Below are 22,898 nucleotides of genomic sequence, written 5' to 3' on the forward strand. Positions count from 1 at the left end.
AAAATCTTTCTCTCTTCTTAATTTTTTTCGAACTTATTCTTTTGTGTTTTTATATTCTCCTAAAACTTTAAAATATTCCGCCATAATAATTAATAGCGATTTTGCTTTGGCATAATCTTCATATTTATCAAAAGTGATATCTACAAAAAAGGAATATTTCCACGGTGTTTCGATTTTTGGTAGCGATTGAATCTTAGTTAAATTCATTTTGCAATCACTCATTACATTTAAAACTGCTGCTAAACTTCCTCGTTTATGATCCAATTCAAATTTTAAAGAGGCTCTTTTAATCTCCTTTTCTGGAACAAAAGAATTTTCCTTCTTTAAAATAACAAAACGAGTCATGTTATTTTTTATCGTCTGAATTTTAGGTGCTAATATTTCTAATTCATACATCTCTGCTGCCGTTTCACTTGCTATTGCCGCAATGCCTTTTAGTTTTTTTTGCTGAATTCTTCGAGCCGTTTCAGCGGTATCTTTATCTTCTACTAATTTTATATTTGGATATTTTTTTAAGAAATCCATACATTGCAAAATAGCCATCGGATGAGAATGTACTTCAGTAATATCTTCGATTTTTTGACCTTTTAAAGCCATTAAATTTTGATTTATATTTAGGTAATGCTCTCCAATTATGTGTAAATTATTTTTATCTATTAATGCATAATTTGGAATAATAGGTCCTGCAATAGAATTTTCGATGGCCATAACCGCTTGTTCAGAATTACCTAAAAGTAAACTAGTTACCAATTCCTCAAAAGACAAACACTCATCGACTAGTACGTTATCCTGAAAGTATTCTTGCGCCACTTGATGGTGAAAAGAGCCTTTTATTCCTTGTATTGCAATTTTATTATTCATCTTTTTTTTAAAATTTAGGCAAAAAAAAATCCCGATTCACATCGGGATTGTATATTTTATAATTATCAATTTAATTTTTAATTAAATAACCATACAACAATCCCTCTCCTGTTTCCAGAAATAAAAAGAATTGCTAAAATAAAATCGGTTATTGAACATTGTGTTGTGTGGTTTTCTATTAAACTCTTTGCGAATGTATAAATAATTTTGGGGGCACCAAAAAAAAAGCGCTCTTTTTTAGAACAAAAAAAGAATTAGCTGTAAAGTTAGTCCAAAATTATACAATCATTAAAAAAAAGCGAATTAAATGATTTATAAATAACTCGGTTTTTAAATCAAGTAAGTTTTAAAACAAATAGTTATTATTTTTTTACTCGTGTTGGTGTGTCTTTGCCCGTTATAATACTCTGAGAACTAATAGCAATCGCCTCAATAATTTTGGTCATATTATCTAAATCTAATGTTGCTACTTCATCACTCAATTTATGATAATTGGCTTCTACATCCATTTTAGAAGTTGAAATGGTATGTGCAGGAACTCCTTGTGCGGCCAATCTTGCATTATCTGAACGATAAAAAAGTTGCTCTGTAGGATATGGATCTTGATAGAAATTGAAACTTGTACCTTTTAAATTATTTTGCAAAATAGTTCCGAAATCTGTTTTTTCAAAACCAGTAATGTAAGCTGAGTTTTTACCCCACTTGCTTTCGGTACCAATCATTTCGATATTAAACATTGCCACTACTTTTGCTGGATCCATCTTAGCAGAGAAGAATTTTGATCCAAAACCGCCCATTTCCTCTCCTGTAAAGGCTACAAAAATAATCGTACGTTCATTTTGACCTAAATCTTTAAAATATTTTGCCAATGCAATTACAGCTGTCGTTCCAGATGCATCATCATTTGCGCCATTATAAATCTTGTCTTCACCTTCTTTTTCCATTCCTAAATGGTCATAATGTGCAGAAAAGATAACAAATTCTTCTGGTTTAGATTTTCCAGGTAAAACTCCGATTACATTGTTTGCCTGTTTCCCTTTAACATCAAATTCTTGACGGTAATTGGTCAAATTATCATAGTAGGAAAGGTTAATTTTCTTGAATTCGTTTTCAATAAAAGCAGAAGCCAGTTCAATACCTGCTGAGAATGTGGCTCTTCCTTCCATTTTATCAGATGCGAGCTCCGTCTCAATTCGGATTACTTCTTTCTTATCAATTACTACTTTTTTCTGAGCTTGAACTAAAAATCCAAGAAAAATGAAGACTAAAATAATTTTGTTTTTCATAATGATACTGCTTATTTATTTGATTATACGTTTTAAAAAGCGCTATCGAAAACCATAGTTCAGTCTTAAAACGCTCTTTTTAATAATAAATAACTAATTTTTTTTAAAATTACTTATTTGACATTCAAAGAAACAACAAATCCATCTTTTTCTGATTACTTTTGCAACAAATAATACGTCATGTCAATAGAAGTAAATAATATATCCAAAAGTTATGGTGCACAATGCGCCTTAGACAACATCTCCTTTTCTGTAAATAAAGGTGAAATCGTTGGTTTTTTAGGTCCAAACGGAGCTGGTAAATCTACTTTAATGAAAATATTAACTACTTACATCAATGCAGATCAAGGTTCTGCGATGGTAAATGGACATGATGTAAACACGGATCAAAAAGCAGTTCAACTTTCTATTGGTTATTTGCCAGAACACAATCCGCTTTACTTAGATCTTTATGTGAGAGAATATCTGGCTTTTAATGCTGCTGTTTATAAAGTGGCTAAATCCCGAATTGAAGAGGTAATTTCACTTACCGGATTAGCTACGGAAAGTCATAAAAAAATTGGACAACTCTCTAAAGGTTATCGTCAACGTGTAGGACTTGCAAACGCTTTATTGCACAATCCAGATGTTTTGATTTTGGATGAACCAACGACTGGTTTAGACCCAAATCAATTAATCGAAATTAGAAATGTGATAAAGAATGCGGGGAAAAACAAAACTGTTTTCCTTTCTACTCATATTATGCAAGAAGTAGAAGCTATTTGTGACCGCGTTATCATTATAAATAATGGTAAAATTGTTGCAGATAAAAAATTAGACAAACTTATTTCTGCTGATAAAGAGCAAGTAATTGAAGTTGAATTTGACTATAAAATAGAAGAACAAGCGATCTCTAAAATTGAAAATCTTACTTCCTATAAAAATACACATGACATGATTTGGGAATTAACTTTCCTTGCCGACAAAGACATGCGTTCAGTAGTTTTTGATTTTGCTACTGCCAATGGATTAAAAACGCTTCAACTGAATCAAAAAAATAAAAACCTAGAAGCTGTATTTAGAGAAATAACTAAAAAATAACTTCTTATTGCTGTCTGTAGATTTCAACTTTCTCTCTTGAAAGTCGTTGTTCCAACCACAAAATTAGTTTTTGTTTTGAACTTTTTGAAAGCTCACTTTTACTCTTGTAAATCATTACTGGAACTACTTTAGACTTTTCTGTGTTTTCGTCATAGGTATGATTTGAGATTGCAAGATTTTCAATTTCTGGAAAAATGATTTTAGCTTCGGCTAATACTACAGCATTATTATAAGTGTTTTGCTTAATTTGTTTTTCTAATTGCAAAATAGTTAAATCCTTTTTGTTTAAAATTGATTTCTCCAAGTTAATTTGGTTGGAAATATACTTTTTGATGTCAGTTGTATCTTGTCTTATTTTTAATTCTGTATTTTCAATACCGTAATTTTTTAATCTTTTATTCAGGATTTGCAATTCTTCATTCGTTGTTTTTTTGGCAAGAAAAACAAGTTCGATTTTTTTAGGAATCACATTAGTTTTTATTTTTTTATAAAGAATAGTATATCCTTTATTGGTAAATTCATCTGTTATAAAAAGTTCAATTTTTTGATTGTACTTTTTTTCTTGAATTAAGATGTAAGCAAAATAAACACTAGGAATAATCATCACCAAAATTAATGAAGTCATAGCGTATCGCACCTTTTTTTCGCGACCTTCATCAATTTGTTTCACCGACGGGTATTTCAGGTATTTAACAATCAAAAAAGTTGCAATACATATAAAAACACAATTTATAATGTACAGGTAAATAGCACCAAAAAAGAAACCCATATTGCCTATTGCTAATCCGTAACCTGCAGTACACAAAGGAGGCATCAATGCTGTTGCAATAGCAACACCCGGAATAGGATTTCCTTTTTCGACTCTAGTTATGGCTATAACTCCAACTAATCCTCCAAAAAAGGCAATGAAAATATCATAAATATTAGGTGAAGTTCTGGATAATAATTCAGATTGTGTTTCCTTAAAAGGACTTAAATAAAAATAAATAGTAGAGACTACCAATCCAACAATTGTTGCAATAAGAAGGTTTTTTAATGCTTTTTTCAAAAGATTAAAATCATAAATTCCTAAACCAAATCCAGCCCCAACTATTGGACCCATTAAAGGAGAAATTAGCATCGCACCAATTACTACCGCCGTAGAATTTACATTTAACCCAACTGACGCTACCACAATTGCACAGGCTAAAATCCAAAAATTAGATCCTCTAAAAGAAATATTGGCTTTTACATTTTCTAATACTTTTAACCGGTCTTCTTCACCAGAATGCAGGTTAATAAAATTTATAATTTTATGGATAATGTCTTTCATAAATGTGTGTTTGCTACCGTAAAAGATGAAATTACATATTTATTTTTGATTACACTACGCAATTTATTTTTTATTTCTTTCTTTGGAATAGAGATCAGATATCGTGTAAAATTTCATGTCATTTGACTTGATGTATCTACATATTGCTATCAAAGTTTTGTATTCGGTTTCGTATTGCGCATCCGACTTATAAACTGGCTTATGTGCATAAAAGATCACCACTCTATTATTTTTTTTTGCATACTCTAACAAAGATAGAAAATAGGGAATACTATATTGTGGATAGCTATTATCAATTCCTAATCCATACAAAACTCTGTTATAATTAAAATAACATTTTTGCTGATTAGGTGCTACTTTACCATAAGTAGTTGCTCTGATAATATTAAATTCTTTAAGCAAAAGAGTATCTGTTTTTGCATCTCTAGATCCATAAGGATAAGCAAAAGAGTGAATGGGCATTGCATTTTCATTCATCGATTGCATCATTGGAAAAATTTCTTTATTTAAGTACTGTATGTCACCATTCTTGGTTTGATAAGGTGCCGCTTTAACGTGCATCCAACCATGTCCTCCAATTTCGTTTCCTTTACTTTTTAAAATTTTCAATTTATTTAATTGAGAAACGGGAAGCGTGTTGAATTGAGATATAAAAAAAGTAGCTTTCCAATTGTATCTTTCCAATAATTTATCGGCATTATACCATTCATCAACATAATTATCATCAAAAGTAATTGCAACACCAGCTTGTAGTTTTTTTTCAATTGGCGAAGTAGCATTATCTTCACTTTTACTACAAGAAAATAAAAAAACAATACTCATTAATAGAACGCCAATTTTTAATTTCATTATTTAATATTTATCAGTAATTGAAGCAAAAGAAATATCGAAGTAGAATACTACACTTGTACGTATAATTTGAACAACCGTTCTTATTAAAGACAAAATATTTATTTATACGGGAAAGATACAAATCAACACGAAAGCCAATTACTTTTTTTAATGTTTTTTGATAAAAAAAATAGTGAGAATTATTTTTGAAAGTAAATAAATTCCTCAACATTAAAACACCTGACTTGCTATTTGCCTAATGTTCTCTGATTTTCCCATAGAATAATAATGCAGAACAGGAACCCCAGCAGCTTTTAACTCCAATGATTGTTGAATTGCCCACTCAATTCCAACTTGTCTAATCCCTGCATTATCTTTACATTCCTCTACTGCTTGAATTAAATCCTCCGGTAAATCGATGCGAAAAATTTGCGGTAATATTTGTAAATGTCTTTGTACTGCAAGTGGTTTAATCCCCGGTATTATTGGAACCATAATTCCCATTTCTCTTGCTTTGGCAACAAATTGAAAATATTTAGCATTATCAAAAAACATTTGTGTCACTACATAATCTGCACCTGCATCTACTTTTTCTTTCAATCGTTTTAAATCAGAAAGTAAAGAGGGCGATTCTAAATGTTTTTCAGGATAACCAGCAACGCCAATACAAAAATCAGACTTATTATCCGTATGCATTACATCATGAAGATACTTACCTTGATTCAATTGATCAATTTGTTTTACTAGATCAACAGCGTAATTATTCCCACCATATTGCGCTTTAAAAGACTGCTCCTCTTTCATGGCATCACCACGAAGCGCCATTACATTATTGATTCCCAAATAATGGCAATCTACTAGCAAATACTCTGTTTCCTCTTTTGTAAAACCACCACAAAGTACATGAGGAATTGTATCAACATCGTATTTATGTTTTATTGAGGCACAAATCCCTAAGGTTCCAGGGCGCATTCTAGTTAATTTTTTATCCAATAAGCCGTTGTCTTTTTTAACATAAATAAATTCTTCACGAGAAGTAGTTACATCAATAAACGGTGGCTTAAACTCCATTAAAGGATCTATATTGTCATACAAATCTTGAATACTTTTGCCTTTTTGAGGCGGAATAATTTCAAAAGAAAATAATGTCTCTCCTTTTGCGCCTTCTATATGTTGTGTTACTTTCATTTTAAGTCTTAAAGTTTGAATGTCTAAAGTCTAAAGTCATATCCTTTGGAATTTATGACTATTTTTTTAATCTGCTATATTGGGGTTTAACCATTTCATGGCTACTTCCGTTGGAATACTTCTTCGTTTAGCATAATCAATCACTTGATCTTCCTTTATTTTTCCGAGTCCAAAATACTTACTTTCTGGATTTCCAAAATAATATCCTGAAACAGCAGAAGCAGGCCACATCGCCATACTCTCGGTTAAAACCACTCCTATTTCTTCCTCAACATTTAACAATTTCCATATAGTAGGTTTTTCTAAATGGTCTGGACAAGCAGGATAACCTGGTGCGGGACGAATTCCTTTGTAAGTTTCCGCAATCATATCTTCGGTTGTCAAAGATTCGTCAGCCGAGTATCCCCAAATTTCTTTACGTACTTTTTCATGAAGGTATTCTGCAAAAGCTTCTGCCAAACGATCTGCCATTGCTTTGACCATGATCGCATTATAATCATCTAAATCTTTTACAAATTCTTCTGCCCATTCATCGACACCAAAACCCGTTGTTACACAGAAACAGCCCATATAATCTGTTATACCACTATCTTTTGGCGCAATAAAATCAGACAAAGCTATATTTGGAGCGCCTTTTGTTTTTTGAGATTGCTGGCGCAAAGTCAAGAATTTCTCTAGTACTTTTCCGTTTTCATCACTCAATTCAATATCATCATCATTGACTTGGTTGGCTGGAAAAATGCCGTAAATTCCTTTGGCTGTTAGTTTCTTTTCTTTTAAAATGACTTCTAACATCGCTTTGGCATCCGCAAAAACAGCAGTTGCTTGTTCTCCCACTACCTCATCGGTAAGAATGTCTGGATACTTTCCGTGCAATTCCCAAGTTCTAAAAAAAGGTGTCCAGTCAATGTAAGGAACCAAAACATCTATATCGACTTCAATAACTTTTACACCAATAAAATTGGGTTTCACTGGTTTGTAATTTGCCCAATCCAATTGCAATTTATTTTTTCTTGCCTGTTCTATTGTTAAGAAGTTTTTATCGCGAGATCGGCTCAAGAAAGTCTCTCTAAAAGCATCGTATTCTTCACGAATCGAAGCCATATATATTTTTTTATCACTATTTAGCAAACTTCCCGCAACTGTTACCGCTCTAGAAGCATCGTTGACATGAACTACGGTTTGCCTGTATTGTGGAGCAATTTTTACAGCTGTGTGCGCTCTCGAAGTAGTAGCTCCACCAATCATAATCGGGATTTTGATGTCTTGTTTATCTAATTCTTTAGCCAGATAAACCATTTCGTCAAGCGAAGGCGTAATCAATCCGCTAAGACCAATAATATCTACGTTATGCTCTATCGCAGCTGCAATAATTTTCTCTGGCGCAACCATTACACCTAAATCGACGATTTCATAATTATTACAGGCTAAAACCACAGAAACAATATTTTTTCCGATATCGTGAACGTCTCCTTTTACAGTAGCCATCAATATTTTTCCATTTCCTTGCTTGTCTCCCGCTTGTTTACTGGCTTCAATAAAGGGCAATAAATAAGCAACTGCTTTTTTCATTACACGAGCTGATTTTACCACTTGAGGCAAAAACATTTTTCCGGATCCAAACAAATCACCCACGACATTCATTCCTGTCATTAAATTAATTTCGATCACTTCAATTGGCTTTGCGGATGCTAATCGCGCTTCCTCAACATCTTCTTCAATATATTGATCGACACCTTTTACAAGAGAATGTGTAATTCTTTCTTGTACGGTTCCCGAACGCCATTCTTGAATTGCTTTCTCATTTCCTTTTACATCGCCTTTTACATTTTCGGCAAAATCCAATAAGCGTTCTGTTGCATCATCACGTCTATTTAAAATTACATCTTCTACATGCTCCAATAAATCCTTTGGAATTTCATCGTAAATAGAAAGCATTTCTGGGTTTACAATCCCCATCGTCATTCCGTTTTGAATGGCATGATATAAAAACACCGAATGCATTGCTTCACGAACCGTATCATTTCCTCTAAACGAAAACGAAACATTGCTCACTCCGCCACTAATATGGGCATGCGGCAAGTTTTCCCGAACCCATTTTGTTCCTCTAAAGAAATCTAAAGCATTCAGGCGATGCTCGTCCATTCCTGTTGCAACCGGAAATATATTTAAATCAAAGATGATGTCTTGAGCTGGAAAACCCACTTTATTTACCAAAATATCATACGAACGCTGACAAATTTCTATTCTTCGCTCGTAATTATCAGCTTGACCAACCTCATCAAAAGCCATCACAATTACTGCAGCTCCGTAACGCTTGATTAATTTAGCATGATGAATAAAAGCTTCTTCACCTTCTTTTAAAGAAATAGAATTCACGACACTTTTCCCTTGAACTACTTTCAAACCCGCTTCTATAATTTCCCATTTCGAGCTATCAATCATAATGGGCACACGCGAAATATCTGGTTCAGCAGCGATTAAATTCAGGAATTTTGTCATTGCATAAACACCATCAAGCATCCCTTCATCCATATTAATATCGATGATTTGGGCGCCACCTTCTACTTGCTCTTTGGCAATACTAAGTGCTTCTTCGTATTTTTCTTCCTTGATTAATCGAAGGAATTTTCTAGAACCTGTAACGTTTGTTCGTTCTCCAACATTGATAAACAAACTCTCTGGAGTTATTGTTAAAGGCTCTAATCCTGATAATACAAGGTTTTTTCTTGTTTCTTTTTCTGCCATTTTATTTATTTTTAATTCTAAATCATTTTAAAAATGAAATAGATTTAATCTTTATTTTTCATGTTTTGGGCGTGACCCAAAAAGGGTCGGGCTATCGTTTCAAGTCCTCGCTTAGTTGCGCTATCGCTGCACTTCACTGTGGGCTTTTCACTGCTATCCCTCACGCGGTTTTGTGTGAATACCGCATTCTGTTGTTCATTCCTGCAAGGTTTATATAACCTTGTAGGTATTGGTTTATTAACTCTACTTATGTTTTATACCTACGAGGTTTAAAAAATCTTGCAGGATCAGCTCTATTTTAACTACAAGCTTTAAAAAAATTTGTAGGATAAGCTCTGTTTTATACCTACAAGGTTTAAAAAACCTTGCAGGATCAGCTCAATACTTTTGGAGTTTTAAACAAAAGAGAAATCTTAATTATGTGATTGCTTCGTTTCTGGCAATGACATTTTACATCACCGCCGTCGAAACTCTTGGCTTATAATTCTTTGCAATATCTGCGATTAACTTGATGTGTGCTGGGGTTGTTCCGCAGCAACCGCCTATAATATTTACTAAATTATCGTCTAAATAGGTTTTGATTTGCGCTTGCATTTCCTCTGGTGTTTCATCGTATTCTCCAAAAGCATTTGGCAATCCTGCATTAGGATGCGCCGAAACATTAAATGAAGTATTGTGTGAAAGGGTTTTTAAATAAGGCTTTAACAAATCGGCACCAAGGGCACAATTAAAACCTACACTTAACAATGGAATGTGTGAAACTGAAACTAAGAAAGCTTCGACCGTTTGCCCAGAAAGTGTTCTTCCGGAAGCATCGGTAATGGTTCCAGAAACCATGATAGGAATATCAATATTGCGTTCGTCTTTCACTTCTTCGATAGCGAAAAGCGCCGCTTTAGCATTTAAGGTATCGAAAATAGTTTCGACTAATAATAAATCGCAACCGCCATCCATCAAAGCTTCTACTTGTTGTTTGTATGCCACGCGCAAATCATCAAAAGTTACGGCTCTATATCCAGGATCATTTACATCTGGTGACATGCTTGCTGTTCTGTTGGTTGGCCCTATAGAACCGGCTACAAAACGCGGTTTTTCTGGATTTTTTGCCGTGAATTCGTCAGCTACTTCTCGAGCAATTTTTGCAGATTGAAAATTCATTTCGTAAACCAAATCTTCGAGATGGTAATCGGCCATTCCGATTGTGGTACTCGAAAAAGTATTGGTTTCAATAATATCGGCTCCTGCTTCAAAGTATTTGGCATGAACTTCTCTAATCGATTTGGGTTGGGTTAGCGACAGTAAATCATTATTTCCTTTTAGTGAATGTGGAAAATCTTTGAAACGCACTCCACGAAAATCTTCTTCGGAGAAATTATAACGTTGCAACATGGTTCCCATGGCTCCATCTAAAATAAGAATTCTCTCTTTTATTGCCGTTTGAATGTTTGACATAATAGTTTCAGTTCTTGAAAATCTCTTTTTAGGAGATTTTTACTTTTGATTAATATTTACAAAAGTTCACTATAATGGCTTTTTAGCCCTGATGGAAGCGGTATCCTTTTATTCTGGGGTTCAGAATAAAAGATATAGCGTACAGCAGGAAGAATATTGGCAAAAAAAGCACCAATAATCCGCTCAAAAAGGATATTAAAATGTTGTCAAGAAAAGGTTGGGGAAATACTAAGTGTGTATTCGTGTGTTATCTATCCACATATTTTGTGGTAGAATGTAGCACCTTCTTTATAAAATAAAGGGTTGCTAAGGTTTCATTGGGTCTTTCCCTCCGCCTTTCGTGATAACTTTCAATAAATATAGGAACACTGCAAAGTAAAGACATAGCGTTACTACTTGCAAGTAATAACGCTATATTTTTTAACTATTTTTTGGTAAATTGTTAAACTATTGCTTTTACCACAGCTTTTGGTGCTTCTTTACGAGTACCATCAAATCCGTCAACACCGCTAACGGTAGTGTATTTTAGCACATATTTCTTACCTGGATTAATGATTTGGTAAGCAGCTTGACACATTAAAGTAGCTTCATGAAAACCACAAAGGATTAATTTGAGTTTTCCTGGATAGGTATTTACGTCACCAATGGCAAAAATACCAGGAATATTGGTTTGATAATCTAACGCATTATTTACTTTAATCGCATTTTTTTCTATTTCTAATCCCCAATCTCCAATAGGACCTAATTTGGGCGTAAGACCGAAAAGAGGAATAAAATAATCTGTTTCGATGGTTCTTGTCGCACCATTTTCTTCGAGCAAAATTGATTCTATGCGCTCTGCGCCATTGATACCAATAACCTCAGCTGGAGTAATTAATCTGATTTTTCCTGCTGTTTTTAACTCTTGTACTTTATCAACAGAATCTAATGCTCCTCTAAATTCATTTCTTCTGTGCACTAAAGTTACTTCTGAAGCTATATTGGATAAGAAAATACTCCAGTCTAATGCAGAATCTCCACCACCAGCAATTACAACTTTCTTGTCTCTGAATTTTTCTGGATTTTTGATAAAATACTTGATTCCTTTGTCTTCATAAAAATCGATTCCATCAATAAGAGGTTTTCTTGGCTCAAAACTTCCTAAGCCGCCTGCAATTGCAATAACAGGAGCATGAAATTGTGTTCCTTTATTAGAGGTAACTATAAAAGTTCCGTCCTCTTGCTTATCTATTGTTTCTGCTCGTTCTCCTAGCGTAAATCCTGGTTCAAATTGCTTGATTTGTTCCATTAAATTATCAACTAAATCTCCCGCTAAAACTTCTGGAAATCCTGGGATATCGTATATTGGTTTTTTAGGGTACAACTCTGAAAGTTGCCCTCCTGCTTGTGGTAAAGCATCTAATATATGGCATTTTAATTTTAACAAACCGGCTTCAAAAACAGCAAATAAACCTGTTGGACCAGCTCCTATTATAAGAATATCAGTTTTAATCATTATGTTACTATTTATAGTCATTTTATGAGTTTACAAAGAAACGAATATTTGTTTCTCCTTTTTATGATTTTTATCATTCCTTTAAATTTAAAAGAACTTTTTATATATTTTTTAACGTTTCGGTAATCTTATTCATTTTTTCGACTTTTTCTTCAAAGTTTCCTTTCAAAGTTTTCCGATATTCATTTAAGTTCAATACCATTTTATTAATATCATCTGGAATTACTTCTTCAAAAAACTCTCGTAATCTTTTGGCCGTAGTTGGGGATTTTCCGTTAGTCGAAATTGCAATTTTCACATTCCCTTTTGTAACAATACCACCCAAATAATAATCGCATAAATCAGGCGTATCAGCTATATTACAAATCAAAAATCTTTTTCGAGACAAGTCGTAAATTTTTTTATTTACCTCTAAATCATCCGTACAGGCAATAACCAAATGTCTTTTTTTGAGCATTTTTTTTTTGAATTTCTTCATGGTTAATTTTACAGAATCGTGTTGATGTACTAAATCGACTAGTTCTGGTAAAAATCGTGGAGCAACAACTTCGACAATTGCATTGGGACTGGATTTTAATAAAAAAGATAATTTCTCTAATCCTACATTTCCGCCACCAACAATAAGCACTTTCAGTTGATGCACTTTTAAAAAAATGGGGTAAAGCTGATTCCTCTCTCCCAAATCCTCTCCTAAGGAGATGGAAGCCGAGTCGTGATTATTGGAGTATGATTCTTTTTCTTTCATTATAGTCGTATTTCAGAAGACACAAACTCTTCGTAAAAGCCTTTTAGTTTATTACTTTCTTTAACTACTTCGCCAATTACAATAATTGCTGGGGAACTTAAATTATTTTCAGCGACTACTTTTTGGATGTTATCTATGGTTCCAATTCCAAGCTTTTCTTCTGGAGTTGTTCCGTTTTGAATAATTGCAACCGGCATTTCACCTTTAGATTCATTTTGGAATAAAGCTACAATTTCATCCAGTTTACTCATTCCCATTAAGATCACTACGGTTGCTGTTGATTGAGCCGCCAAAGCTACATCGGTAGATAATTTTCGGGTAGAAGTGGTTCCCGTAATTACCCAAAAACTCTCAGAAACATCTCTTTTTGTCAACGAAATTCCTTGCGAAGCGGGAACTGCTATTGATGAGGAAATTCCGGGGATTACAAAAGTTGGAATTCCAAAACTTTCTACGAATTCAATTTCTTCGCTTCCTCTTCCAAAAATAAATGGATCGCCACCTTTTAACCGAACCACATGACCGTAAGTCAATGCATTATCAACAATCAATTGGTTAATTTCATCTTGCGTATAAGCATGACAGCCCTTTCTTTTTCCAACAAATATTTTCAGTGCTTTTTTAGGCGCATAAGTCAACAATTCGTCGTTTGACAAAGCATCGTACAAAACCACATTGGCTTCCGCCAAAGCTTTTGCTCCTTTGATCGTAAGTAAATCTGGATCTCCTGGACCAGCGCCTACTAAAGTAACTTGAGGTTTTAGTCTATTTTTCATCTTCTAAGTCTTTAGCTCTGAATGCTTCGATTGTATCGAAAAAATGGATTGCTTGTTCTATATATTTTTTAGCGAAAGCCTCAGTAGGTTCGTTTTGATTGATTTGGAAAACTAAATCTCTGAATGAAGTTTCAAAGGAAATTTTATTGGTTTGTACAAAAACACTATCAAATAAATCTATAATTCCGGCCTGATGATTTGTTTTTTGGTTTTCCGAAAGCAGTAAAGCTTTGGCACCATTTACAAAACCAGAATACGCATGATAAATAGCATCTGACCATTTATTTTCATCGAAAGCTTCTTGAGCAAATGTCAATTTATCTTTGGCTTCCAATAAAAGAGTGGCCACTAAATCAATCACAACGCCAGCACATTCTCCTACTCCAACGGCTTTTACGTAATTATCCGCATTTCCCCAATCAACAAAATCAGCTTCTGTAAGGTTGGTTATATCGGCTAAAGGTTTTAATATTTCGTAGAAATATTTCTCGCCTTTTTCTACATAATAATTCACAAATGAAGTTCCATTCCCATTTTCATCAAAATCATTTAAGATATAACGCAACGCTTCAGGTCCTCTACGGCTTGGAATTTTTATAACTTTATCAGCAAAACGACCACTTCCATTTCCTAGATTTCCACCTCCCAATAAAACTTGCAAGGCTGGAGCAACTAATTTACCAGAGTTGATTGACATTCCTTGAAAACCAATCGCTGACATATTGTGTTGACCGCAAGCGTTCATACATCCACTAATTTTTATTTCAATCTCTTTGTTGTTTTTATATTGTGGATATTCTGCTTCGATTACTTTCTCCAATTCTTCCGCAATTCCGGTACTACTGGCAATTCCGAGGTTACAAGTATCAGTTCCTGGGCAAGCAGTGATATCAGCCGTAGAATTGTATCCCAAAGTGACCATATCTAATTTCGCTAATTCTTGATAAAAGAAAGGCAAATTTTCTTCTTTTACATTGCGAATAACAATATTTTGACGCAATGAAAAACGCAATTCATTAGCTGCATAATTTTTAATCAAGTCTGCTAAAACTCTGGCTTTATCGGTATAAAAATCACCTAAAAGTACTTTGATACCTATAGCAAAATATCCTTTTTGTTTTTGAGGAATCACACATGATGATTTCCAAGTTTCATAAGCAGTAGTATCAGCAATTGTAACTTCTGGCACTTTTAATAAAGGTTCTGGAATAGTTTCATCAAATCCTGCAATGTCGATTTCGTATGTCTCAAAAGCGATTGCTTTTTTCTCTTTTTCAACCAATTCTAAGAAAGCTTCTTTCCCAATGTCTTTGATTAGAAATTTCATACGCGCTTTCATTCTTTTATTGCGCTCTCCATGTCTATCAAAAACCCGAATAATACCTTCAGCCGTTGGCACTATTTGATTTGCGGGAATAAATTCGCTTAATAATTCCGCGTGAATGGGTTGCGAACCTAATCCACCGCCAAGCATCACTTTGAATCCTCTTTCACCATTTACAATTTTGGGAATAAATCCTAAATCGTGTAAATAGCTCAAAGCAGTATCCTCATCAGAAGAAGAGAAAGAAATTTTGAATTTACGTCCCATTTCTTGGCAAATAGGATTTCGTAACAAATATTGAAACATTCCGTGAGCGTAAGGCGAAACGTCAAAAGGTTCGTTTACATCTACGCCTGCTAATTCGCTTGCTGTAATATTACGAACCGTATTTCCACAAGCTTCACGTAGTGTGATATCATCTTTAGCTAAATTTGCCCAAAGTTCCGGTGTTCTATCCAAACTCACATAGTGAATCTGAATATCTTGACGTGTGGTAATATGCAAACGACCTGTAGAATATTCGTCAGAAACTTTTGTAATACGCACTAATTGTTCGCTAGTTACTTTTCCGAAAGGCAATTTAATACGAATCATTTGGACTCCTTCCTGACGTTGCCCGTAAATTCCACGTGCTAAACGAAGACTGCGAAATCGTTCTCCATCAATTGTTCCCCCACGAAAAGCATGAATTTTTTTTTCTAAATCAATTATTTCTCTTTGTACAATTGGATTTTCTAATTCTGTTCTAAAACTTTGCATTTCCTGAGTATATTCCTCCCCCTGACCCCCTGAAGTAGGGGGAAACTTGATGGGAAATTATTAATGTATATATATTGTTCCCCGCATCGGAGAGTTTGAAGGCGCTACTTTATAAAACCAACTCCAGCAGTGGTATTTGTAGCAACATCAATTAAGATAAAGGCACCGTTGGTTTTATTTTCATTATAAGAATCAAAATACAGTGGTTTGCTTAATTTAATTGTGACTTCACCAATTTCATTAATAGACAATTGAGAAGCTGCTGTTGTTCCAGAATAATCAGTTGCAATTACATTTTTTACATTATCAATTTTTGCTAAAACTCTATTGGTATTATGCTGTACATAATATTTAGCTCCTGCAACTAATTTTTTGCTGTCCATCCAACAAACGGTTGTTGTAATATCTTTTTCTATTCTTGGAATTTCATCTGATTTTACAATCATGTCTCCTCTAGTGACATTGATATCATTTTCTAATTCGATTGTAATGGAAGAACCAGCACTAGCCTCATCAAATTGTTTGTCAAAAAAATGAATGTGTTTTACTTTAGACTCTGTTAAAGAAGGAAGCACTGTTACGGAATCTCCAACTTTGATATTGTTGCCATATAACTTACCCGCATATCCTCTAAAATCATGGTATTCATCTGTTTTAGGTCTAATTACGGTTTGAACAGGAAAACGTGCTTTCCCTTTTTCGTAAACATCAGCAGGTTGTAATTCTTCTAGATGTTGTAAAACCGTTTGCCCTTTATACCATGGCATATTTTCTGATCGATCAGCTACGTTTCCTCCATTTATTGCACTGAGAGGAATGTAGCTCACATTTTGTTCCTTGAATGAACTCTTCCTGTTTAATTCTTGAAAATCGGTTTTGATTTTATTAAATACTTCCTCAGAATAATCAACTAAATCCATCTTGTTTACTGCAACAATCACCTCTTTTACTCGCAATAAATTATTGATGAAAAAGTGACGATAGGTTTGCTCAATAACGCCTTTTCTGGCATCTATCAAAATAATTGAAACTTGCGAAGTCGAAGCTCCCGTTACCATGTTTCTAGTATATTCTACGTGACCTGGCGTATCGGCAATGATGTAACTTTTCTTGGCTGTCGAAAAATAAATATGTGCTACATCAATTGTAATTCCTTGTTCTCTCTCGGCCACTAATCCGTCTGTAGCCAACGAAAAATCAAGATAGTCATATCCTTTTTGCTTGCTGCTTTTCTCAATTGCTTCTAATTTATCTGTAGTTAGTGATTTTGTATCATACAATAATCTCCCGATTAAAGTACTTTTCCCATCATCTACACTTCCTGCTGTTGCTATTTTTAAAACTTCCATAGGCCCCACCCCAGCCCTCCCCAAAAGGGAGGGAGCCAGGTTTTGATTTTAAATTATTAAATATGTTTTTTATAAGTCCTTTATTCCCCCTTTGGGGGTTAGGGGGATTAAAAATATCCTTGTTGTTTTCTTTTCTCCATCGCGGCTTCTGAACGTTTATCATCAATTCTGGCTCCTCTCTCAGATATTGTTGATGTTCTGATTTCGCCAACAACCTCAGCAATTGTTGCAGCATAAGAATCTACTGCAGCCGTACAACTCATATCTCCAACTGTTCTAAAACGAACAATTCTCTCTTCGATTTCTTCGTCTTCTTCTTGGTAAACAAATGGAGAATGTGACCAAATGAGTCCATCTCGCATAAAAACTTTACGTTTATGTGAAAAGTAAATAGATGGAATTTCAATTTTTTCTTGTTCGATATAACTCCAGACATCTATTTCTGTCCAGTTTGAAATTGGGAAAACACGAACATTTTGACCGTTTTCAATTTTTCCGTTTAGTAAATCAAATAATTCAGGACGCTGGTTTTTTTCATCCCATTGCCCAAAATCATCCCGTACCGAAAAAATACGTTCTTTAGCTCTTGCTTTTTCTTCATCTCGACGGGCACCACCAATACAAGCATCAAATTTAAATTCTTCGATGGCATCAAGAAGTGTAGTCGTTTGCAAACTATTTCTGCTTGAATATTTTCCAGATTCCTCTTGTACTTTACCAGAATCGATAGCATCTTGCACATTACGAACGATTAATTCTAAGCCTAATTCTTTAACTAATTTATCTCTAAAAGCAATAGTTTCAGGAAAATTATGTCCTGTGTCTACGTGCAACAATGGAAAAGGAATTTTGGCAGGAAAAAATGCTTTTTGTGCCAAACGTACTAATGTAATAGAATCTTTTCCACCAGAGAAAAGCAAAACTGGTTTGTCAAATTGAGAAATAACTTCTCTGAAAATGTATATCGCTTCGCTTTCTAAAGCATTCGTTTTTAATAATGTGCTCATAACTTATTTTTTATCCCATCTCTGGCTCTACACAAAATGAAGGAAGCCACAACTTGAAATTATTATTTTTACTTTAACTTATTACTTTTGGTGCAAACCACATTCTTTATGACTGGATTCCCACCACCATCTTCCTGCTCTAATATCCTCGCCAGGCAAAATTGCTCTAGTACATGGTGCACAACCAATACTTACAAAACCTTGTTTGTGCAATGCATTTTGTGGTACATTATTTAAGTCTATATAACTTTGAACTTCTTCTAATGTCCATTTTAACAAAGGATTAAATTTGATGATATTAAAGTGCGCATCATATTCAAAAAAAGGTAAATCATTTCTATTCTCAGACTGCTCTGCTCTTAAACCTGTAATCCAAATTTCATTTCCATTTAAGGCCTTACTTAACGGAGCTACTTTTCGAATAAAACAGCATTCTTTTCTATTTCCTACAGATTCGTAAAAACTATTTGGGCCTTTTTTGTTTAGTAAATCTTCAACAGATGCTGCTTCTGGGAAATGGGTTTTAATTTCTATTTTATACTTTTTATTTGTTTTATGAAAAACATCATACGTTTCTTGAAACACCCGACCTGTATCTAAAGTAAAAATGGCAATTGGTAAATCCTTTGAAGCAATGAGCGCTGTTATCACTTGGTCTTCTTGTCCAAAAGAAGTTGAAAAAACTACTTTATTTTGATATTCATTAGCCAAAAAAGCTAAGGTTTCTTCGATTGAGAAGTTTTTTGTTTTTTCTGTTAATGCTTGTGCTATTGTTGAACTCATTTTTAAGCTTATTTAATTAATCTATTACCCTATAGGATTAGTAGATTGAATTGCAAAAGTACTATTTATTTTTAAATAACAAAATAATTGCATAATTTTTATTTTATTTCAAAACCATCGCTAAGCCTTGTAAATAAAGAGTTTATAAATTACGAACGCAATAATTATTGATTTCTTTATCAATCGGTTCTGTTTTATCATATCTATAAAAAAAGTAATTTAAAATTGATTAAAGTTTATTTCTTGACAAATAAAATAATTAACCTACTTTGCCGATAGGATAATTATAAATAATTATTATTTTTGTCAAAATTTTTTTTATGGATTTCCAATTAGGTTTAGTAATAGCAGGTTTAACGGTAGGTTTTATAGTTGGGATGACAGGTGTAGGAGGCGGATCTTTGATGACACCTATTTTATTATGGTTTGGAATTCCACCTACAACTGCTGTTGGCACAGACTTATTATATGCTGCTTTTACTAAAATGGGAGGAGTTTATGTACATCACAAGAAAAAAAATATCAATTGGTCTATAACAGGTTGGCTTTCATTAGGAAGTGTTCCCGCAGCTTTATTAACCTTATGGATATTGCATAGTATAAAAACAGAAGTAGCTTCTCTTAACGCTATTATAAAATATGGCTTAGGCTGGGCGCTTATATTAACTTCGATAGCGGTTTTATTCAAAAAGAAACTGTTATTAGTTTCTCAGAAAAAGTCTGGAAATAAATTTCATAATGAAAGTAAAACTCAAAACCTACTAACTGTAGCTATTGGTCTTTTATTAGGTGCAACTGTTACCTTAACTTCTATTGGAGCCGGTGCATTGGGAACGGTTACCTTATTTTTCTTGTATCCCCTTTTAGCAACTCCAAGATTAGTGGGGACCGAAATTGCGCATGCTGTCCCGTTAACGCTTGTAGCTGGATTAGGACACGCATCAATGGGAAATTTAGATTTAGGATTGTTGGGGCAATTATTACTTGGTTCTCTACCTGGAATTTATATTGGAAGCATGTTGAGCGGAAAAGTTCCCGATTTATTTCTTAGAAATGCTATTGCTATTATGCTTTTTATAGTGGGTTATAAATTAATTTTCTAGTTTTTTAGGTATTGCGATGCGGTATTTTAATTATGAAGTAAGTAATTTATTTTCTTAAACCATATAAGACATTTAAGAAAATTAAGCATGTGGTGTTAATAACCGTCGTCTTTTAAAGATGATGTTAATGATTAGAGGTTTTTAGCTACAGGAGTAATTTTCACCTCTGTTTTTGATTATAAATAAGTTGAGTTTGTAATTATAAGTGTAGTTGGGTAATATTCTACATTCGTAGGAATTAAAAATTGAGCATTACTGCAATTTTATAAAAAAATTGAAACTGAAACTGATTTTTTTTTGCGTGAGGGATTGCAGTGGAGCTCTTTTTTATTAGGTTTCGTTGATAGAACGAGACCTAATAAAAAAAAGCGGGAACGGAAAGCACGACCCGAAGTTGCGATGAGGAACGAATGAGCAATCTGAAGGGGCACGCCCAAATAAATATTGTTGAAAAGATTAATTTAAAAAGCGATATCTGCAAGGGTGTTACTCTCTAATATTTTTAAAGTGTTATCGCGTACTTCTATCATTAATTTTCGAACAGCACAATTTAATTCCTCCTTGCAATCATCACATTTCTCATAGAAATTGTGACTTGCGCAAGGCAAAAGTGCGATAGGTCCTTCTAGAATGCGATAAACATGCGCCATATTGATTTCTTTAGGATCTTTGATTAAGTAATAACCTCCTCCTTTTCCTTTTTTGGCACCTAAAAAACCAGAATTTCGCAATAATAATAAAATACTTTCTAAAAATTTCAACGAAATATTTTCACTCTTCGCTATTTCAGCAATTTGTACTGGTGTATTATCTTCTTGGCGAGCCAAAAAAGTCATTGCTTTTATTCCGTATTTTGTTTTTTTAGAGAGCATAATTACCGATTTGGATTTAAGAATGATGATTAACGATTTTTGATTTAAAAAAATCATCAACTGTTTTAAATTCGAACACCAAATTTACAATCTTTTTTTACGACAATCATCAAATCTAAATTCAAAAAACGCAACCCTAAAATCTAGGATAATGCTTGCTCTAAATCGGCTATTACATCCTTTACGGTTTCTAATCCTACGGAAACGCGGACTAAACCATCCGTGATGCTTACTGCCAAACGTTCCTCTACGGATAATTTACTATGAGTTGTAGAGGCGGGATGCGTAACAATAGTTCTTGTATCGCCTAAATTAGGAGACAAAGAACATAGTTTTATTTTATCCAGAAAAGTTCTTCCTGCTTCTAATCCGCCTTTGATCTCGAATGCTACGATATTTCCACCTAAACTCATTTGTTTTTTAGCAATGTCATATTGTGGATGTGATTTTAAAAACGGGTATTTCACCTGTTTCACTTTAGGATGATTTTCTAGAAACTCGGCGACTTGAAGTGCATTTTGGCAATGTTTCTCGACACGAACGGCTAAAGTTTCTAAACTTTTAGACAAAACCCAAGCATTAAATGGGGATAATGCAGGACCTGTAAGTCGGGAAAACAAATAAATTTCTTTGATTAAATCAGTATTCCCAACAGTAACTCCTCCTAATACTCTTCCTTGTCCATCAATTAATTTAGTAGCAGAATGCACCACTAAATGTGCACCCCACTTTATAGGTTGCTGAATATAAGGGGTTGCAAAACAGTTGTCGATAATCAAAATCAAATTGTATTTTTTAGCAATTGCTCCCAATAATTCCAAATCAATAATATCAACTGCTGGATTCGTAGGCGATTCCGCAAAAAGAATCTTGGTATTTGGTTTAATAAAACTCTCGATAGTTTCCGGTTTATTGATGTCAAAATACGAAGTTTCGATATTCCATTTAGGAAAGTATTTCATAAAAAGCGAATGTGTAGCGCCAAAAACACTACTGGCTGATACAATATGATCTCCTGATTTTAACAAAGCTGCAAAAGTAGAATACACCGCTGCCATTCCAGATGCAAAAGCAAAACCTGCCTCAGCACCTTCCATTTTACAAATTTTATCAACAAATTCGTTGGTATTTGGGTTACTGTAACGGCTGTAAATATTTCTCTCTTTTTCTTCGGCAAAAGAGGCTCTCATATCTTCGGCATCTTCAAAAACAAAGCTGGAGGTTAAATACAAAGGCACTGAATGTTCCAAATATTGTGTTCTTTCTAATTGATTGCGTATTGCTTGGGTTTCAAACCCGAATTCTTGATCGTTCATAAAAGTTCTATTATCCCCACCCCAGCCCTTCCGCCGCGGCGGAGAGGGAGCCTGGCTAGAGCATTATTATTTAAAAAATCAGCAATTATTTATAAGTTGCTTGTTCCCCCTTCGGGGGTTAGGGGGATTCCATTCAAAACTACTTTGTAATTTACTGTAGCTGTTGGCTCTAATGTTTTAGAAACGGAACAATACTTCTCAAAAGAAAGTTGTGCGGCTCTCGCTGCTTTTTCTGGATTAATTTCGCCTTCTAAATAAAAAACAACATGAATATCTTTAAAAGGTTTTGCCTCTCCTATTTGAACTCTTTCGCCATCAACCTCTGCTTTGAAAGAAGTAATTTCTTGACGTTGCTTTTTTAGAATCGAAATCATATCAATGGCGCTACAGCCTGCAACTCCCATTAACACTAATTCCATAGGACTTGCTCCCATATCATTTCCTCCAAACTCAGGACGACTGTCTACGTTTACTATGTGTCCACGTTCGTTTTTTAATTCGAAATGGAAATTATCGTTTACTCTATTTAATGTTACTTTCATAATATCCCCTCCCCAACCCTCCCCGAAGGGGAGGGAGCCAAGACCGGAGGTATGTCCTTTTTATATTAT

The 22,898-nt window shown here is 34.0% G+C and carries 19 protein-coding genes and 1 riboswitch; of the genes, 2 read left to right on the top strand and 17 right to left on the bottom strand.

Translation table 11 applies throughout. From position 1 onward, the window contains the following. Positions 1-33 precede the first annotated feature (33 nt). Both H2650_RS13335 and H2650_RS13340 read right to left on the bottom strand, forming a co-directional pair. Positions 34-861 carry a prephenate dehydratase gene (locus tag H2650_RS13335; protein ID WP_188051313.1) on the bottom strand — a complete coding sequence of 276 codons (828 nt, stop codon included), beginning with the start codon at positions 859-861 and terminating at the stop codon, positions 34-36. A gap of 362 nt (positions 862-1,223) precedes the next feature. Further along, positions 1,224-2,147, bottom strand: coding sequence for a M20/M25/M40 family metallo-hydrolase (locus H2650_RS13340; RefSeq protein ID WP_188051314.1), 924 nt, complete (start codon positions 2,145-2,147; stop codon positions 1,224-1,226). Between the two features lie 180 nt (positions 2,148-2,327). Here H2650_RS13340 and gldA point away from each other — a divergent pair, with 180 nt between their 5' ends. Further along, complete coding sequence (gene gldA, locus H2650_RS13345) at positions 2,328-3,227, top strand: gliding motility-associated ABC transporter ATP-binding subunit GldA (RefSeq protein ID WP_188051315.1); 900 nt, start codon at positions 2,328-2,330, stop codon at positions 3,225-3,227. Between the two features lie 4 nt (positions 3,228-3,231). On the opposite strand, the gene H2650_RS13350 is transcribed toward gldA, so the two are convergent. The 12 genes from H2650_RS13350 to H2650_RS13405 all read right to left on the bottom strand — a co-directional run bounded on the left by H2650_RS13350 (position 3,232) and on the right by H2650_RS13405 (position 18,996). Further along, positions 3,232-4,539 (bottom strand): TIGR00341 family protein, encoded by a 1,308-nt coding sequence (locus H2650_RS13350; RefSeq protein ID WP_188051316.1) that lies wholly within the window; start codon positions 4,537-4,539, stop codon positions 3,232-3,234. 63 nt (positions 4,540-4,602) lie between these two features. Continuing rightward, positions 4,603-5,388, bottom strand: a complete 786-nt coding sequence (locus H2650_RS13355; protein WP_188051317.1) for a polysaccharide deacetylase family protein — start codon at positions 5,386-5,388, stop codon at positions 4,603-4,605. Between the two features lie 213 nt (positions 5,389-5,601). Next, the gene (gene metF, locus H2650_RS13360; protein ID WP_188051318.1) at positions 5,602-6,558 is read right to left on the bottom strand and encodes a methylenetetrahydrofolate reductase [NAD(P)H]; all 957 of its coding nucleotides are present in this window, start codon (positions 6,556-6,558) and stop codon (positions 5,602-5,604) included. A 66-nt stretch (positions 6,559-6,624) separates the two neighbouring features. Continuing rightward, complete coding sequence (metH, locus tag H2650_RS13365) at positions 6,625-9,306, bottom strand: methionine synthase (RefSeq protein WP_188051319.1); 2,682 nt, start codon at positions 9,304-9,306, stop codon at positions 6,625-6,627. Between the two features lie 450 nt (positions 9,307-9,756). After that, positions 9,757-10,758 carry a homocysteine S-methyltransferase family protein gene (locus H2650_RS13370; protein ID WP_188051320.1) on the bottom strand — a complete coding sequence of 334 codons (1,002 nt, stop codon included), beginning with the start codon at positions 10,756-10,758 and terminating at the stop codon, positions 9,757-9,759. Between the two features lie 244 nt (positions 10,759-11,002). Further along, a riboswitch (SAM riboswitch) is annotated at positions 11,003-11,108 on the bottom strand. Between the two features lie 92 nt (positions 11,109-11,200). After that, complete coding sequence (locus H2650_RS13375; protein ID WP_188051321.1) at positions 11,201-12,253, bottom strand: NAD(P)/FAD-dependent oxidoreductase; 1,053 nt, start codon at positions 12,251-12,253, stop codon at positions 11,201-11,203. Positions 12,254-12,353: 100 nt separating this feature from the next. After that, positions 12,354-12,935, bottom strand: a complete 582-nt coding sequence (locus H2650_RS13380; protein WP_255462918.1) for a bifunctional precorrin-2 dehydrogenase/sirohydrochlorin ferrochelatase — start codon at positions 12,933-12,935, stop codon at positions 12,354-12,356. Positions 12,936-12,997: 62 nt separating this feature from the next. Further along, complete coding sequence (cobA, locus tag H2650_RS13385; protein ID WP_188051323.1) at positions 12,998-13,774, bottom strand: uroporphyrinogen-III C-methyltransferase; 777 nt, start codon at positions 13,772-13,774, stop codon at positions 12,998-13,000. After that, positions 13,764-15,857, bottom strand: a complete 2,094-nt coding sequence (locus tag H2650_RS13390; protein ID WP_188051324.1) for a HEPN domain-containing protein — start codon at positions 15,855-15,857, stop codon at positions 13,764-13,766. Before H2650_RS13390 ends, cobA begins: the two co-directional genes overlap by 11 nt. Positions 15,858-15,961: 104 nt before the next feature. Then, positions 15,962-17,206, bottom strand: coding sequence for a sulfate adenylyltransferase subunit 1 (locus H2650_RS13395; RefSeq protein WP_188051325.1), 1,245 nt, complete (start codon positions 17,204-17,206; stop codon positions 15,962-15,964). Positions 17,207-17,313: 107 nt separating this feature from the next. Continuing rightward, positions 17,314-18,213 carry a sulfate adenylyltransferase subunit CysD gene (gene cysD, locus H2650_RS13400; protein ID WP_188051326.1) on the bottom strand — a complete coding sequence of 300 codons (900 nt, stop codon included), beginning with the start codon at positions 18,211-18,213 and terminating at the stop codon, positions 17,314-17,316. A gap of 81 nt (positions 18,214-18,294) precedes the next feature. Then, a complete protein-coding gene (locus tag H2650_RS13405) occupies positions 18,295-18,996 on the bottom strand; it encodes a phosphoadenylyl-sulfate reductase (RefSeq protein WP_188051327.1) in 702 nt (233 codons plus the stop codon). A 320-nt stretch (positions 18,997-19,316) separates the two neighbouring features. On the opposite strand from H2650_RS13405, the gene H2650_RS13410 reads away from it, so the two are divergent. Beyond that, the gene (locus H2650_RS13410) at positions 19,317-20,099 is read left to right on the top strand and encodes a sulfite exporter TauE/SafE family protein (protein ID WP_188051328.1); all 783 of its coding nucleotides are present in this window, start codon (positions 19,317-19,319) and stop codon (positions 20,097-20,099) included. Between the two features lie 461 nt (positions 20,100-20,560). On the opposite strand, the gene H2650_RS13415 is transcribed toward H2650_RS13410, so the two are convergent. The 3 genes from H2650_RS13415 to H2650_RS13425 all read right to left on the bottom strand — a co-directional run bounded on the left by H2650_RS13415 (position 20,561) and on the right by H2650_RS13425 (position 22,829). Next, positions 20,561-20,971, bottom strand: a complete 411-nt coding sequence (locus H2650_RS13415; protein ID WP_188051454.1) for an Rrf2 family transcriptional regulator — start codon at positions 20,969-20,971, stop codon at positions 20,561-20,563. Between the two features lie 143 nt (positions 20,972-21,114). Beyond that, positions 21,115-22,287 carry a PLP-dependent aspartate aminotransferase family protein gene (locus H2650_RS13420; protein ID WP_188051329.1) on the bottom strand — a complete coding sequence of 391 codons (1,173 nt, stop codon included), beginning with the start codon at positions 22,285-22,287 and terminating at the stop codon, positions 21,115-21,117. A gap of 89 nt (positions 22,288-22,376) precedes the next feature. Continuing rightward, the gene (locus H2650_RS13425; protein ID WP_188051330.1) at positions 22,377-22,829 is read right to left on the bottom strand and encodes an OsmC family protein; all 453 of its coding nucleotides are present in this window, start codon (positions 22,827-22,829) and stop codon (positions 22,377-22,379) included. Positions 22,830-22,898 lie beyond the last annotated feature (69 nt).

Source organism: Flavobacterium sp. GP15 (assembly GCF_014281985.1).
GTDB classification, from domain to species: Bacteria; Bacteroidota; Bacteroidia; order Flavobacteriales; family Flavobacteriaceae; genus Flavobacterium; species Flavobacterium pygoscelis.

Excerpts from the sequence above, each read along its gene's own strand:
- H2650_RS13335 (WP_188051313.1), bottom strand. The coding sequence starts at position 861 with ATGAATAATAAAATTGCAATACAAGGAATAAAAGGCTCTTTTCACCAT.
- H2650_RS13340 (WP_188051314.1), bottom strand. The coding sequence starts at position 2,147 with ATGAAAAACAAAATTATTTTAGTCTTCATTTTTCTTGGATTTTTAGTT.
- gldA (WP_188051315.1), top strand. The coding sequence starts at position 2,328 with ATGTCAATAGAAGTAAATAATATATCCAAAAGTTATGGTGCACAATGC.
- H2650_RS13350 (WP_188051316.1), bottom strand. The coding sequence starts at position 4,539 with ATGAAAGACATTATCCATAAAATTATAAATTTTATTAACCTGCATTCT.
- H2650_RS13355 (WP_188051317.1), bottom strand. The coding sequence starts at position 5,388 with ATGAAATTAAAAATTGGCGTTCTATTAATGAGTATTGTTTTTTTATTT.
- metF (WP_188051318.1), bottom strand. The coding sequence starts at position 6,558 with ATGAAAGTAACACAACATATAGAAGGCGCAAAAGGAGAGACATTATTT.
- metH (WP_188051319.1), bottom strand. The coding sequence starts at position 9,306 with ATGGCAGAAAAAGAAACAAGAAAAAACCTTGTATTATCAGGATTAGAG.
- H2650_RS13370 (WP_188051320.1), bottom strand. The coding sequence starts at position 10,758 with ATGTCAAACATTCAAACGGCAATAAAAGAGAGAATTCTTATTTTAGAT.
- H2650_RS13375 (WP_188051321.1), bottom strand. The coding sequence starts at position 12,253 with ATGATTAAAACTGATATTCTTATAATAGGAGCTGGTCCAACAGGTTTA.
- cobA (WP_188051323.1), bottom strand. The coding sequence starts at position 13,774 with ATGAAAAATAGACTAAAACCTCAAGTTACTTTAGTAGGCGCTGGTCCA.
- H2650_RS13390 (WP_188051324.1), bottom strand. The coding sequence starts at position 15,857 with ATGCAAAGTTTTAGAACAGAATTAGAAAATCCAATTGTACAAAGAGAA.
- H2650_RS13395 (WP_188051325.1), bottom strand. The coding sequence starts at position 17,206 with ATGGAAGTTTTAAAAATAGCAACAGCAGGAAGTGTAGATGATGGGAAA.
- cysD (WP_188051326.1), bottom strand. The coding sequence starts at position 18,213 with ATGAGCACATTATTAAAAACGAATGCTTTAGAAAGCGAAGCGATATAC.
- H2650_RS13405 (WP_188051327.1), bottom strand. The coding sequence starts at position 18,996 with ATGAGTTCAACAATAGCACAAGCATTAACAGAAAAAACAAAAAACTTC.
- H2650_RS13410 (WP_188051328.1), top strand. The coding sequence starts at position 19,317 with ATGGATTTCCAATTAGGTTTAGTAATAGCAGGTTTAACGGTAGGTTTT.
- H2650_RS13415 (WP_188051454.1), bottom strand. The coding sequence starts at position 20,971 with ATGCTCTCTAAAAAAACAAAATACGGAATAAAAGCAATGACTTTTTTG.
- H2650_RS13420 (WP_188051329.1), bottom strand. The coding sequence starts at position 22,287 with ATGAACGATCAAGAATTCGGGTTTGAAACCCAAGCAATACGCAATCAA.
- H2650_RS13425 (WP_188051330.1), bottom strand. The coding sequence starts at position 22,829 with ATGAAAGTAACATTAAATAGAGTAAACGATAATTTCCATTTCGAATTA.